The 14288-nt window shown below is 45.7% G+C and carries 10 protein-coding genes and 1 pseudogene; 5 read left to right on the top strand and 6 right to left on the bottom strand.

The window, feature by feature from the left end; translation table 11 throughout:
- Positions 1-242 precede the first annotated feature (242 nt).
- Positions 243-830, top strand: coding sequence for a TfoX/Sxy family DNA transformation protein (locus VV1_RS13425; protein ID WP_011080649.1), 588 nt, complete (start codon positions 243-245; stop codon positions 828-830).
- A gap of 326 nt (positions 831-1156) precedes the next feature.
- Here the strand turns inward: VV1_RS13425 and VV1_RS13420 are convergent, their stop codons facing one another.
- The 3 genes and pseudogenes from VV1_RS13420 to VV1_RS13410 form a co-directional block, all read right to left on the bottom strand.
- On the bottom strand, positions 1157-1705 hold the full coding sequence (locus tag VV1_RS13420; protein WP_011080648.1) for a hypothetical protein: 549 nt from the start codon (positions 1703-1705) through the stop codon (positions 1157-1159).
- A 207-nt stretch (positions 1706-1912) separates the two neighbouring features.
- Positions 1913-2408 (bottom strand): annotated as a pseudogene (locus tag VV1_RS13415) (response regulator).
- On the bottom strand, positions 2401-4344 hold the full coding sequence (locus VV1_RS13410) for an ATP-binding protein (protein WP_011080646.1): 1944 nt from the start codon (positions 4342-4344) through the stop codon (positions 2401-2403). Before VV1_RS13410 ends, VV1_RS13415 begins: the two are co-directional and overlap by 8 nt.
- A gap of 189 nt (positions 4345-4533) precedes the next feature.
- Here VV1_RS13410 and VV1_RS13405 point away from each other — a divergent pair, with 189 nt between their 5' ends.
- The gene (locus VV1_RS13405) at positions 4534-5796 is read left to right on the top strand and encodes a DUF945 family protein (RefSeq protein WP_011080645.1); all 1263 of its coding nucleotides are present in this window, start codon (positions 4534-4536) and stop codon (positions 5794-5796) included.
- Positions 5797-5919: 123 nt separating this feature from the next.
- The gene (gene serC, locus VV1_RS13400; protein WP_011080644.1) at positions 5920-7014 is read left to right on the top strand and encodes a 3-phosphoserine/phosphohydroxythreonine transaminase; all 1095 of its coding nucleotides are present in this window, start codon (positions 5920-5922) and stop codon (positions 7012-7014) included.
- A gap of 126 nt (positions 7015-7140) precedes the next feature.
- On the opposite strand, the gene cydC is transcribed toward serC, so the two are convergent.
- The 3 genes from cydC to trxB form a co-directional block, all read right to left on the bottom strand.
- Positions 7141-8862, bottom strand: a complete 1722-nt coding sequence (cydC, locus tag VV1_RS13395; RefSeq protein WP_011080643.1) for a heme ABC transporter ATP-binding protein/permease CydC — start codon at positions 8860-8862, stop codon at positions 7141-7143.
- Positions 8855-10642 (bottom strand): heme ABC transporter permease/ATP-binding protein CydD, encoded by a 1788-nt coding sequence (cydD, locus tag VV1_RS13390; RefSeq protein WP_011080642.1) that lies wholly within the window; start codon positions 10640-10642, stop codon positions 8855-8857. Before cydD ends, cydC begins: the two co-directional genes overlap by 8 nt.
- Positions 10643-10749: 107 nt before the next feature.
- A complete protein-coding gene (gene trxB, locus VV1_RS13385) occupies positions 10750-11709 on the bottom strand; it encodes a thioredoxin-disulfide reductase (RefSeq protein WP_011080641.1) in 960 nt (319 codons plus the stop codon).
- A 674-nt stretch (positions 11710-12383) separates the two neighbouring features.
- On the opposite strand from trxB, the gene VV1_RS13380 reads away from it, so the two are divergent.
- Together VV1_RS13380 and VV1_RS13375 are read left to right on the top strand one after the other, a co-directional pair.
- Positions 12384-13043: a 2OG-Fe dioxygenase family protein gene (locus tag VV1_RS13380; protein WP_011080640.1), complete on the top strand. Its 660-nt coding sequence runs from the start codon at positions 12384-12386 to the stop codon at positions 13041-13043.
- The gene (locus tag VV1_RS13375; RefSeq protein WP_011080639.1) at positions 13027-14271 is read left to right on the top strand and encodes a cysteine desulfurase-like protein; all 1245 of its coding nucleotides are present in this window, start codon (positions 13027-13029) and stop codon (positions 14269-14271) included. The genes VV1_RS13380 and VV1_RS13375 overlap by 17 nt, the downstream gene beginning before the upstream one ends.
- The last annotated feature ends 17 nt before the right edge of the window (positions 14272-14288 follow it).

The raw sequence follows: 14288 nt of genomic DNA, 5'->3' as shown, positions 1-14288 counted from the left end.
AACGAAAAGTACAACATGCGCTATTGTTTGATAATGTGAATTGGATCTCATCAATAATGGAGAGGAAACTTTATTTGTGATGCGAATCCCGACTTATTTTTTTTCATTAAGTATGATTCGGGTTGCTGATAAAAATTACTTATAAATAATTTAAATACCTTTCTCTATCATTTTCGCTTAATTATAAAATGCTGCTATCTGGTGACATAACTAATCGGGGTTAATCTTTGAATTAGGAGTCAATGGATATGACAGAACAAGCTTTTTTTGACTACATCAACCAATTTGGTGATTTTCAGAAACGTTCAATGTTCGGTGGTATCGGCCTGTTTGCGGAAGATGCCATGTTTGCATTGGTGAGTAATGGTTGCTACTACCTTCGTGGTGGAGACAGTTTGGATGATACTTTTTGCCAATTGGGCTGTGAGAAGTATCGCCATGTCAAAAAGCAAACCACTGCTACTGTAAATTACTACGAAGTATCTAATCTACTTGATAATCGAGATGGTCAGTTGGATCGTTTGGTAAAGCAGTCTATAGCGTGCTCTGTAAAGCAACGTAATTTCCAAAAATCATCTGCCAGTCGTCGTTTAAGAGATTTACCGAACATGCAATTAACACTTGAACGCATGGTGAAAAAAGCAGGGATTGATGACGTTGAAACCTTTATGGAATTAGGAGCGATTGAAGTCTTTAATCGAGTTAAGCAAGCTTACGGTAATGACGTTGATGTCAAATTGCTATGGAAATTTGCTGGCGCGGTAGAAGGTATTCATTGGAAATTACTTCAAGAGCCCCGTCGTAAACAACTTTTGGCAGCATGCTGCTAGTCATCATTTTGCTCTCGAACTAAACCGTTTAGTGATAACGCTGAAATCAAATGGTGGTTTAAAGCGCATAGGTTTGGTTCGAAGTACGCTCATTCTTGTTGTGATACATCTTGAAAGCGGGAGAGAAATCTTCTTGTCTATAAATGACACGAAATAAAAAACCGAGACAATGCTGCCTCGGTTTTTTCATTTGTACTTGTTCTACTTAAAGCAGTGACAGAATTGGCTATCACTTTTATCGATCAGCTACGCCAAATCGTTTACGTATATATCTACGTTAAAGGTTCAAGCCACTCGTTCTATGAGAGCTTGAACTTCATCGTGCTTTAGAATTTAAAACGCGTTGTAAACATCAATTGATCATCGTAGAAGTCATTGATACGCGCTTCAACACCCAACGAGAAAAGCTCAGTTGAATGGAAGCGAGCGTACACAGAGCCAATCCAGTCATCGTCGTTATCAATGGAGACGTAACCAACTTTACCACCAACTTCAAGTTGAGGACCAAGCCATTGGCGGATACCCAAGTTAAGTTCCATACCGATATCGGCACTGCTTGCTTTTGCTGGCTCTACAACACGCATAAGCATTGCACCAGTTAAGTCTGCCCAGTTATTGATAGGTGAGTGGAAACCAAAACCTGCAGCAGCGTCGAAGTCACTTTCAAATTCGGAATCGATACGGGCAATAATGTGCGCATTTGGGTGAACAGACTTGCTGTAGGCTGCACCAAAAGTCATTGGGCTAGCGCCGATACGAGCTTCGATGTAGTCGTAACTAAAGTTGCTCATGGTTGCTGGACGGTTTGGGTCTTCCTTGGCCATCACTTGGCTAGAGGCAATCAGCAGAGCTGCAGCTAGAATTGTCTTACGCATAACTATGGTAAACCTTCTTTATTTTGTTACTTCCCGGTTGAGTCTGGGCTGCTCAACCCATTCATTTCATTGCGACATATTAATCAACTTGTAGACAAGTCACCAACAAAAAATGCCATTGTTTTGTCGTCTAGCCAATAATTAAGCAATTCTGATGCCATTTAATGTGAGTCGATTCGACTTAACAAGTGCTTGGTAATGAGTCAGTTATTCGCCGAAAGAACTTCGTTTCTCCGCCATTGCATTGAGAATTCTCTCTGGATCTAATACCGATGTCCATGACAATAAATTGTCGTCATTTGCGATCCGTAGGAGGTCAACTGGTTTTTTATCGCGTTTCTCAGCTCGTCGCCGTACCAAGGTTTGGCGATATAAAAATAAGGCTCGCATGATTCACCGCTTCAACGGTATCTTCCAAACCAGCTTGCCCCGTCAAGAGTACTTTTCTCGCTTTGCGCGTCGTTTCGCCGCGACTGAGTTCAATGAGAAAACTGATCCCTGTTTGTTCTGGCATGATGTGGTCGCACAGAATTAATGCCAATGGAACGCCTTCGTCGTCATACTCTTCAATGACATTTTTGGCTTCTGCTACTGACTCTGCGCCCTCGAGCACAAAATGATCTTCAAATGGCGATAAATCTTGAAGTACGCTATCGAGCACTTCTCGTTCGTCATCAACACACAAAATCAAGTATTTATTCATGGGATGCTCCTTCAGAAACCAGTGGTAACCAGATAGTCATACAGGTGTACTGCGCTGGAATCGAATCCACTTCGATCCATCCTCCGTGACTATGGATGATTTGATGGCAAATAGACAAACCAATGCCAAGACCAAAATTTCCCTCTTTTTTGGTGGTGTAGTTCAGTTCAAAAATCGTGGCTTGTTGCTCTGCTGGTATGCCACAGCCATTGTCTCTAAATGAAACCGTAACATAAGGTTTGTCATTGCGTGATTCAATTTGAGTGGTGATTTCGAGAGTACCATGTTCTGGCATGGCGTCGAGCGCATTTGAAATCATATTAGTCCACACTTGTTGCAGCGCGATTGGCTGGCAATAAATAGGGGGCAAAGAACAGTAATGTGTGGTCAGTTTATGCAGTTTGAGGCGATTTTCGAAAATCACTAACGTATCTTCAATGCCTTCGTGGATATCGGCAATATGCGTTTTTTCATCATCTGCACGAGCATAGCCTTTTAAGCTCTTGACCATATCAGCAATCCGACTGGCACACACATCAATTGATCGCAGTGCGTTGCCAATCAAAAAGTAGTGTTCAAGGTGTTCAAGTTGACGGGCACCTTCCGTTGGATGCTGCTTGAGTTGCGTAAGCAGTTCGTCGTCCTGTTCCAAACCGAGGGCGACTAATTTTCTCGCGATATTTCGGTTGTCAACGCATGATAAAAGTTGGTTTGAGCGCTCTCTAAGCTCCGCGGTTGACATCGGTTTACTTGCTTTGGCACTTTCTAACACGGCTATCCCTTTCGTGGTTTGATTTGGCGCGCCGCTGGTTGAAAGTACCATTGCCAAATTTTGGTTGAGGTTTTCAATGCCTCTTAGAATTGCCGCGATGGGATTATTGAGTTCATGGGCAACCCCTGCGACTAACTGACCGAGCATGGCCATTTTTTCTTTTTCGATCAATTGTTGATGGGCAGATTCAAGCGATTCAAGGGTTTTCTGTAACTGCAGTTTTGTATTGATACTGCGTTGCAAACGCCGGTTAAAGTGTCGTAGCAACAGGTTGGTAAACAGAGGCAAAAGGTTAGAATCGGATTGCATCACCTGGGCAAAAACGTTGCGATCTAATTTGATCACTTCCGTCTTGGTGAGAGTGAGAGCGGTTGAGAACGATTTTTCTCCGGTAACAAATGACATGCCCCCAACGAGATTGCCTTTCTTATGTCGGACCACTTCACGTTGCATGCCCAATTCATCGCGTTTATACAGCGCGACTTCTCCAGAGGTAATGAACCAGAGGAACTTGTTCGCCTCACCTTCGACCGTCAACAGATGTTCTGGTGAATACGTTCTACAGGCTCTTGTTTCGTCTTTTTCTTGGAAAAAAGTTTGCAGTGCATTGGTGAAACGTTCCGTTAGTTCAGCGTCAGACAAGGTGTGATAATCGTGGATAAAGCCTGCTTGGTAGTGACGCATCTGATTTTCAATATGTGCACGTAGCAAACGATTTTGATCAAGCACGCTGCTAAAGCCAAGCAAATCTTCTTTTTCAAACTTAAGAATAAACTGAGTCAGCTCTTTTTGAACGGTTTGAAAAAGGACATGATCGGGGAGGGGCTTGGTTAAACAGTGATCCAATCGGCCTTCATTGACCGCAGTGATGATCGCGGCAATGTCCGTTGAGCAGCTAATTAGAATGCGTCGGGCATCTTCTGTTCTGGGGTTGTGGTCTAAGCCAATCAAGAAGTCAACGCCGTTCAATTCACTGTGATGGCTTGCGATGACCAGCGCCATGGTTTGGTTCGCCTGCTCTAAATAGTCGATCGCGTGATGTGCTTCTTCAACTGAGTCTGCAGTAAATACATCAAATTTATGAGAAAACGTCGCCAATTCTTGGCGAAATTGCTCGATACTTATCGGATTGTTGTCCAAACACAAAATAGCGTAACGGTTCACAAAGCCTCATCTTTTAGCATAAACAACGACTAAGATAAGGTAACAGGAAGCGCGAGATCTGGTTGAGAGCTAAGTTTAAATTTCGTGAGTCATTCTGGTGTACTTAGCAATAGTCTGATTTATCTCAATGTTTTCACCTGAGTATAGATAGGGTAGACTCACTCAAAACATTCACAAATAAGTGACATTATGAACAACTTAAAGAAAATCGGTGCAGTTGGTGGTGCTATCTCATTGGCATTGTGTTGGCCATTGGCGGTGGGGCAGATTGGTCAAAATGTAATTGAAGATGCTGTTGCCAAGCTAAATAGTGCGCAACTGCAAGCGGAAATTGTCAAGTACGACCGAGGTTATCGCACATCGGAAGTCACCACGCGTTACACCATTGTTGACCCTGTGTTAGTTGAGCAATTTGAAACGGACGGGCTTCCTTTGGTTTACGAAATGCAATCGAGATTAACGCATGGGCTTACCTCGCTTGACTCGGTTTCTGACTTGATGGGGGAGCAGGCGCTACCTCTGCATATTGAAGCCACCACACAATTGAATGGAAACACGGATTTTGTTGCCACGATTGATAGTTGGAATTTTGTCAGTGACAGTGAAGGTGTTGCGGTTTCTACCGCACCGATGAAGCTGTCTGGCAATGCCACGGTGTTGGGGGATGTCGATTTTGTGCTTGATGTACCGTCGATTCAGTTTGACTTCAGTAGTGGTGAATCGCTGCATGTTGGCAATCTGACAGGAAATGGCAAGGGCAAACACAAAAACGGTTACTGGTTAGGGCAACAAGATATTCGATTGGGCGAGTTTCAAGTCGCAGATGCCTCTGCTCAACCTTTGTTTGGCTTGTATGACGCTCAATATCTTGGTGAGACTAAGCCGGACACCAAAGGGGAGCGTTTGGCGAGCGTGTTTACTTTTAAGTCGAAAAAGCTGTTGATGTCTGACGGCAGTGAAGTCAAAGATCTTAATCTGGACTTCTCTCTAACGAATCTGGATATGCAATCTTTCGATAAGTTGATGGATGTGTATCAAAACGCTGCGTCTCTAACGCAAGAAGAAGTGCAATCACTGATGCCACATATCGATACCTTGTTTGAGAAGGGCTTTGATGTGGCAGTGAAAAACTTATCTCTAAAATTGGGTGAGGGGATATTTGAGAACACCTGGAATCTGTCAATGCCTCAAGGCACTGCGCAAGTGACGCAAGATCCAATGAAAATCATGACATCAATGACGGGCGATCTCAGTACCTATTTCAGTGATGAGCTGGTGGCGGAATACCCATTTATCCAAGAAGGAGTGGATGAGTTGATGGTGATGGAAATTCTGCAACAAGTCGAAGGTGGCTATACCTTGAAAGCCAAAATCGCTGAAGGTAAATTGATGTTTGATAACGGACAACAGTTCCCACTACTCGCGCTATTGATGCCTGCGCTAATGCAATAATTGCGGATTCATTTGCTTAGAATAAAAAAGAGGTCTTAAGACCTCTTTTCTTGTTTTTCAACAGCGAAAAACGTGATATTACTTGCAGAGTTTTTATTACATCTAGCAGGAGCAAAGAGCGTCATGGAACAAAATACGGATAACGTATTTAACTTTAGTGCCGGACCAGCAGCACTACCGAAGCCTGTTATGCAGCAGGCGCAACAAGAATTGTTGAACTGGCAAGGGCTAGGCACTTCCGTTATGGAAATCAGCCACCGTAGCAAAGAGTTTATTGCAGTCGCAGAGCAATCTGAGCAAGATCTCCGCGATCTACTGAATATCCCTGATAATTACAAAGTTCTTTTCTGCCAAGGTGGTGCGCGCGCTCAATTTGCGGCCGTGCCGCTGAATCTGCTAGGTGACGCGACGACGGCGACCTACATTGATGCGGGCTATTGGGCAGAAAGTGCTGTCGAAGAAGCAAAAAAATACTGTCAGCCGGATGTCTTTGTTGCGAAAGCGGAAAAAGAAGGCAAGCAAGCGGTACTACCTGCCTCAGAATGGCAAATTCATCCTGATGCGGCTTACGTGCATTTTTGTCCCAATGAAACCATTGATGGCATTGAGATCAATGATCTTCCAGTGACGGATAAGCCGATCGTTGCCGATATGTCTTCGACCATTTTGTCGCGTGAAATTGATGTATCAAAATACGGTGTGATTTACGCAGGTGCGCAAAAAAATATCGGTCCTTCTGGTATTGCGATTGCCATTGTACGTGACGATTTGCTTGGTTTGGCGAAAGAAGTATTGCCAAGTATTCTCAATTACAAAGTGTTGGCAGAACAAGACTCGATGTTTAACACGCCACCAACTTTTGCCTGGTACTTGTCTGGCCTTGTTTTCAAATGGTTGAAAGCGCAGGGTGGGGTAAAAGCGATTGAGCAAGTAAACCGTGAGAAAGCGGCGATTTTGTATAACTACATTGATGAGTCCGATTTTTACATCAACAATGTACATCCAGATAACCGTTCATTAATGAATGTGCCGTTCCAAATGGTGAAACCAGAGCTAGACGCAAAATTCTTGAAAGAAGCTGAAGCATTGGGTCTCAAATCACTAAAAGGTCACCGAGTAGTGGGTGGCATGCGCGCCTCCATTTACAACGCAATGCCAATTGAAGGTGTGAAGGCGTTAGTCGATTTCATGCGCCAATTTGAGCAAGAAAACGCGTAATTTCAGTGCGATAGATGAGAAAAACAAAGGGAAGTGCGTAAGCACTTCCCTTTTTCTTGTTTGCCATTGTCCTATTGATGGCTGAGTAATACTGCCCAGCCATTTAAAAGGTGATAGCAGTGCAATTTACAGCGTTTGGTTGAGTTCAAAATAGCGACCACGAGCGGCTAAAAGCGCTTGATGGTGACCATATTCGACAATCTTACCTTGTTCGATTAGGCAAATGCTGTCCATTTTGTCGAGGTTGACCAAACGGTGTGTAATGAAGAGTACGGTTTTCCCGTCAAAGTGCGCTTCAAGTAACTGCATGATCTGCTGTTCCGTCTGCTTATCTAAGCCCTCTGTCGGTTCATCAAGCAGTAAGATTGGTGCATTGTGTAGCAAGGCTCTTGCAATACCGATACGGCGTTTTTCACCACCGGATAACTGGCGACCACCTTCGCCAAGCCATGCGGATAGCCCGTTATCGTCAAGCAGTTTTTCTAGCCCGACTTTGGTGAGCATGTCAGACAATTGTTCGTCGGTTGCGCTAGGGGAGGCCATCAATAAATTGTCTCGTAACGATCCGTTTAAGATATCTACACGTTGACTTACAACACTGATGGAGCGGCGTAGCTGGCTTTCACTCCACTCGGTGATCGGTTTGCCTGCAAGCAAGATAGAGCCTTGATTAACATCCCAATAACGATTGAGCAGTTGCAGCAAGGTTGATTTTCCTGAGCCCGTTTGGCCGACAATGGCCACTTTGTGCTGGGCTGGAATCGTCAAGCTGACATTGCTCAGGGCCATACTTTGGCTATCCGGGTATTTGAACGATACGGCCTGATAGTCAATAGAGTATTCACCAGAGTGAGCCACATCCTCTTTGGCAAAACGGACTTCAGGTTCAGCCAGAATAACTTCATTGAGGCGACGGGCGGACGTTAAGGTTTGACCAAGGTGCTGGAAAGCGCCCGCAATTGGCATGAGCAGTTCTACGCTTGCCATGGTGGCGAAGGCCACTAGTGCAATCATAGGATCGGGTGCGTTACCACCGACGCCATCTGCGGCAAGCCAAAGCATCAATACCAAGGTCCAACCGTTTGCGAGCATCAATAACGCTTGTGCCAAACCAGAAAAATGGGCGTTAAAGTATTGGTTTTTCAGTAATTTCTCTTGTACATGCAAAATAGCGTGGTGGTAGCGTGATTCGGCACCAAAGAGTGTCAGTTCACTGTAACCTTGCAACCAGTCCAAAGTTGCAACACGCAGCTCTGCTTTATTGTGGGTTAGCGCTTGTCCATTGCTTTTCCCTAGCTTGTAGAAAAGGACAGGCCAGAGTAGCAGTAGCAGAGTCAGAATTGCCCCCAGTGTTAGGCCCAATGTCATATCAAACCAACACAGCACGGCCGTTAAGCCCAGTATGCCAAGTGTGCCGACGACCATAGGGCTGATCAAACGCAAATAAACATGATCCATTGCGTCAATGTCTGCTACCAAGCGGTTAAGCAAATCGGCGTCACGAAGATTGGAGACTCGTCCTGGGATCAGCGGCGCTAACTTAGAGAAAAAGAAAATACGCAGGTCAGTCAAGAGCTTGAAGGTCGCGTTATGGCTGACCACTCTTTCGCCCCAACGTCCCGCTGTTCGTCCCATCGCAAAACCACGCACAAATGCCCCAGGCAGCATGTAGTTGAATGTTTCACGAGCAATGGTCAATCCGGCAATGGCTGCGGCAGAAAGAAACCAGCCTGACAAAGTGAGTAGGCCAATAGAAGCGAACAGCGTTAAAAACGCCAGTAGCATCCCTAGAGAGAGACCAAACCAGTGTTTCTTATACAGTTTTAGGAAGGGAATTAAATCACGCATCAAGATTCCCCTTATCAAGTTGCTTGAGGGCTTGGTTAGCCAATAACATTTCTTGGAACAAGCCTTCTTGATGAGCAAGTTCGTCATAACTGCCTGCTTGAACAATGTCACCAGCACGCATCACAAGGATGGAATCGACTTGTTTAAGCGGTGTTAATTGGTGAGTGACCATGAGCGCTGTTTTACCCGCTATTTGTCCTTCGAGGCCTTGCATCACCAAACGTTCGCTGCGAGCATCGAGGCTAGCTGTGGGCTCATCGAGTAGCCAAAACTGGCCGTTTTGTACCATCGCTCGAGCAAGAGCAAGACGTTGTGCTTGGCCGACGGATAAGCCCCCAGAACGATCAGAAATGGCGTAATCCAATCCGTGTTGGCTGACAAACTCGGCAGCAAATGCATTTTCAAGTGCCACTTGGATATCGGTATCGCTGATATCCGACTTGCCTAAACTGACGTTGTCGCGAATAGTTCCATGGAGGAGCAGCGGATTTTGTCCCACCCAACTGATCTGGCTGCGCCACTGAGCAAGGTCAAGCTCCGTTCTTTCGATGCCATTGATGGTTAATGACCCTTGATAAGGCAAGAATCCCAATAATGCGTTAATCAAGCTGGTTTTCCCTGCACCACTGGGACCGACAAGCGCCGTGGTTTGTTGAGCGGCAATGTTAAAGCTCACTGGGCCAAGTAGCTTTTTCCCTTCCGGTGAAAACACTTCTAAGTGTTCCGCTTTGATGGTGATAGGTTGACCTTGTTCAATTTGTTGCTCGCCGCTGCGCACTGTGCTGACGTCAGTTTCCAAGAACTCAACGATGCTCTCTGCTGCCCCCACCGCTTGTTGCTTGGCGTGGTAGAAAGTACCCAGGTCACGAAGGGGCTGATAAAACTCTGGAGCGAGGATCAAAATAAACAAACCCGAAAACAGAGTGACGCCTGCACCATAGTCGCCGAAGTTAAGTTCGCCGATAAAAGCAAAACCAAAGTAAACGGCAGTGAGAGCAATCGAGATCGAAGTAAAGAATTCGAGAACCGCTGAAGACAAAAACGCAATTTTCAATACGTCCATCGTTCGAGTGCGGAACACTTCGGATGCACCACGCATCACTTCGACTTCAGCGTGAGTACGATCAAAAAGGCGAATCGTCGTCATCGCTTGTAAGCGATCATAAAAATGACCAGACAGACGTTGAAGCGCTTTGAAATTTTTTCTGTTGGCGTCAGCAGCTTTAATGCCCACCATCGCCATAAATAGAGGGACCAATGGTGCGGTAATCAAGAAAATAAGCCCAGCAGCCCAGTTGACAGGAAAAACAACAATAAGAATCACAAACGGCACCAGCACGGCTAAGGACATTTGCGGCAGATAGCGAGCAAAGAAATCCTGCATATTCTCAACCTGTTCAAGAACTAAGGTTGCCCATGCTCCAGCAGGCTTGCCTTTAATGTACGCCGGGCCGAGCTCTCGCAGCTTATCGAAAATCAACTGGCGGATGTAGATGCGAATTTGCTCGCCGCAACGGTAGCCAGCAATCTCGCGACCCCATGAGCAAAGAGCACGCAGGCCAATCAGTGCTACAAGAGCGATGAAATGAGTAATGAGCTGATGTTTGTCGACTTTCTCAATGATTAATTGATGAAGAATGGTGGCGAGCAAGGCGGCTTGTGCCAACAAAAACACACTTGATAGTACGCCAAGGCCAACGGCAATCATTAACCAGCGTTTGGCTAGTTTGCTTTGCTGTTTGAGCCACAGATTCAAGCTGCGTTGTTTCTTTTTATCCATCTTGAAGGCTTAATGATAATTGTTTTATTAAGAGGGGGCCTAGTATACAAAAGAAAGCCCGGCGGGAATACCGCCGGGCTGTAAGGATATGACACAAATGTGAAAAGTTATTTGTCGTTCAACGAGTCTAGGTAACGCTCTGCATCAAGGGCCGCCATACAGCCCGTGCCGGCCGACGTGATCGCTTGACGATAATTGTGGTCCATCACATCACCCGCAGCGAAGATGCCTTCGACACTGGTTTGTGTGGCGTTACCTTCCAAGCCTGATTTGACCAAGATGTAGCCATCTTTCATATCAAGCTGACCTTGGAAAATCTGGGTGTTCGGTGAGTGACCAATCGCGATAAATGCGCCCATAACGTCTAGCTCTTCTGTGCCACCTGTTTTGACATCTTTCAGGCGTACACCCGTTACGCCCATTTCATCACCTAAGACTTCATCCAGAACACGATCAGTGTGCAAAACGATATTGCCGTTTTGGACTTTATCCATTAAACGGTTGATGAGAATTTTTTCCGCGCGGAAGCTGTCGCGACGGTGAATCAGATGAACTTCAGCCGCGATGTTAGAAAGATAGAGTGCTTCTTCCACTGCGGTGTTGCCGCCGCCTACAACCGCCACTTTTTGATTGCGGTAGAAAAAGCCATCGCAGGTTGCACACGCTGACACACCACGCCCTTTGAATGCTTCTTCAGACTCCAAACCAAGGTATTTTGCAGACGCGCCCGTAGAAATGATCAGTGCATCACAGCTGTAACTGGCCGCGTCACCTTTAAGGACAAATGGGCGTGTGGAGAAATCCACTTCGTTAATGTGGTCGAAAATAATCTCGGTTTCGAAACGCTCTGCATGCTCTTTCATGCGGTCCATGAGTCCAGGGCCGGTCAGACCTTCTGGATCGCCAGGCCAGTTTTCAACTTCGGTTGTCGTGGTTAGTTGGCCGCCTTGCTGCATACCTGTAATCAATACAGGATTTAGATTTGCTCTCGCCGCGTAAACCGCCGCTGTATAACCAGCTGGGCCAGAACCAAGAATTAGTAATTTACTGTGTTTCATATCGCTCATTTGCACTCCCTAGCGGGCAGTTAAGTTTCTTCAGATTGTATGGAAAAGTCACGGTCAATAAAAGAATAAACCAATAGGTTATAACGAATTTCTGGTTATAGGTTATACCCAAGTCACCTCGAGATGCGAGTTTCAGCGAGAGTTAACTGGTCTTTAGACAAGGCATTGATTTGACGGTCTCGTCATTCTACATCGAGAATCGATAACGCAGTATGGAGGCCAGTTAAACTCGCCTTTGGGAGCGCGTGTTCTGTCTCATTTCTGCGTCAAAGAACTTGGAAAGGACTCGCCATTCCGCTGCGTTCTCTTCCTGGAACTGAACCAGATTATGAAGCTCTGAATCCTGCATCGTAAAGTCACTTAGGTATATATAGCTAGCTTCATCTGTAGAGGGAGCGACGGATAAGGGTTTCGATTATAAAGAGAAATACTCTATCTGATTGATTTTTTAAGCTTCAGTTCTTCCTAGCAGAATACTGAACTGCTTTTTGAAAATGTTAAGTTTTTGTTTTGGTGTTGTGTGTTGGTCTTTTCTTATATTCTGGAATTAAATGCTTTATTTTGTTCTTGGTTGGAATTTTTTGTGGTGTAAAGTTGATCTTGCGATATTTGGCATTATTCTGTCTGAGTTGTGTTTAACAATAAAATAACAAATGTATCAATCAAAGGAGTGAATGATGCTACATTCGCACGAGAGTACCCTACATTTAACTCAACTCAGCCGTCGCGCAATTGAACAGTTGTCGCCATCTTTTTCCAAGTTACCCCACACGGAGCATGCGGATGGCAAATTCCGTTTAAGACGCTATTCCGTCGTCTCCTTGCATCAAGGTAGCGTGATTGAGTTGGACAAGCATGACTTTGTACAGACTTCAGATATCAACCGTTTCCAAGGTGATGTGGTTCGACAGTTTTCTCCGATTGAAAAGAGCACACTAAACAGCGAAGGTTTTCGTGAAATGTGTCAGTTGTTTGCGGTGAAGAATGACCTGAGAGATGGACAGGAAATCGAAGTGCATCAAATCCGCATTACCGCAATATATGACGAGACGCAAGTCGCCCCTGAAGGCGTGCACCAAGATGGATTTGATCATATTGCGATTGTTGGTGTTGGCCGCAATAACATCGAAGGGGGGGATATCATGCTGTACAGTGATTTTCACTCTGAGCCGTTTTTTAGAAAAGTGTTGAATAATGGCGAAATCGCGATGCTGGCAGACAACAAGTTGTGGCACAACGCCAAACCCATTCGCGCTATTGAACAAGAACGAGAAGGTCATATGGATGTGTTTGTGTTGACGGCAAAAGGAATGGCACATGAATTGGTCGCCTAATCAAGTTCGAGCGCAGTTTCCTGCGTTGGCACAGTATCATAACCAAAGACCAGTAACGTTTTTTGACGGGCCGGGCGGATCTCAAGTACCGCAATCTGTGTTGGATGCCATGGTCGGCTACCTCGGGCATTTTAACTCGAACTTAGGCGGGCACTATTTTTCCAGTCACAAGACGGTTGAGGTAATGAAGCAAGCGCGCCAATCTGCGCAAGCATTACTCAATGCGCCATCGCAAGACAATATTGTCTTCGGTGCGAATATGACCTCTTTGACGTTTCAGTTAAGTCGAGCCATTAGCCGAGATTGGCAGGCGGGGGATGAAGTTATTGTCACCGCGTTGGATCACTATTCCAATGTCTCGAGCTGGGAGCAGGCAGCAGAAGACAAAGGCGTGACCGTTCACCAAGTGCGGGTTAACCCTGAAGATTGCACTTTGGATATGGAACACTTCAAACAGTTGCTCAATGCTCGCACAAAATTAGTGGCCGTCACCTTTGCCTCGAATACCACGGGCACCATTGTTGATATTGCGTCAGTGGTGAAGTTAGCTCGAAGTGTGGGCGCTTTGGTGTATGTCGATGCGGTGCACTATTTGCCGCACCACTTAGTGGATGTGCAAGCCTTGGGTTGTGACTTTCTTGCCTGCTCGGCATACAAGTTTTTTGGTCCTCATGTGGGCATTGCTTATGTCGCTTCCCCTTGGTTGGAGACGCTGCGCCCTTATAAAGTGGAGCCTGCCACGAACATTGGGCCGGGCCGTTTTGAAACAGGTACGCAAAGCTTTGAAGGCTTAGCGGGTGTGTCTGCAGCCATTGAGTACCTCGCTCAGTTCGGAGAAGAAGGTGCTAGTTTGCGCCAGCGGCTAGAGCAAAGTTACGCGCGTTATGCTCAACATGAGCAAACATTAAGCCAGCATTTTTTGCAGCGTTTGTCGGCACTTGATGGGGTCACGTTATACGGCATCAACGACGCATCAAGTGATAAACGTACCCCGACATTTGCGATTACAGTGAAGGGCTATTCTCCAGAGTTCATGGCAAAAACACTGGGTGAGCACAACATCTGTGTCTGGAATGGTCACTTTTATGCCCTTGGCCTGATTCGGCAATTAGGGTTGGAGTTCAGCGGCGGAGTGATTCGGATTGGTTGCATGCATTACAACACGGTCGAAGAGGTCGACTTGTTGTTTAATGTTTTAGAGAGTATTGTCGATCAACCGAGTGCATAGTAAGGAAAGAGCCAGCG

Origin of the sequence: Vibrio vulnificus CMCP6 (assembly GCF_000039765.1) — a bacterium.
GTDB classification, from domain to species: domain Bacteria; phylum Pseudomonadota; class Gammaproteobacteria; order Enterobacterales; family Vibrionaceae; genus Vibrio; species Vibrio vulnificus_B.
Note: the sequence above shows the minus strand (reverse complement) of the source record. Positions and strands in the feature narration are given on the sequence as shown.

What these genes read in the sequence shown, in the direction of transcription:
- VV1_RS13405 (WP_011080645.1), top strand. Translation starts at nt 4,534, where the DNA reads ATGAACAACTTAAAGAAAATCGGTGCAGTTGGTGGTGCTATCTCATTG.
- VV1_RS13425 (WP_011080649.1), top strand. Translation starts at nt 243, where the DNA reads ATGGATATGACAGAACAAGCTTTTTTTGACTACATCAACCAATTTGGT.
- VV1_RS13375 (WP_011080639.1), top strand. Translation starts at nt 13,027, where the DNA reads ATGAATTGGTCGCCTAATCAAGTTCGAGCGCAGTTTCCTGCGTTGGCA.
- cydD (WP_011080642.1), bottom strand. Translation starts at nt 10,642, where the DNA reads ATGGATAAAAAGAAACAACGCAGCTTGAATCTGTGGCTCAAACAGCAA.
- trxB (WP_011080641.1), bottom strand. Translation starts at nt 11,709, where the DNA reads ATGAGCGATATGAAACACAGTAAATTACTAATTCTTGGTTCTGGCCCA.
- serC (WP_011080644.1), top strand. Translation starts at nt 5,920, where the DNA reads ATGGAACAAAATACGGATAACGTATTTAACTTTAGTGCCGGACCAGCA.
- cydC (WP_011080643.1), bottom strand. Translation starts at nt 8,862, where the DNA reads ATGCGTGATTTAATTCCCTTCCTAAAACTGTATAAGAAACACTGGTTT.
- VV1_RS13380 (WP_011080640.1), top strand. Translation starts at nt 12,384, where the DNA reads ATGATGCTACATTCGCACGAGAGTACCCTACATTTAACTCAACTCAGC.
- VV1_RS13420 (WP_011080648.1), bottom strand. Translation starts at nt 1,705, where the DNA reads ATGCGTAAGACAATTCTAGCTGCAGCTCTGCTGATTGCCTCTAGCCAA.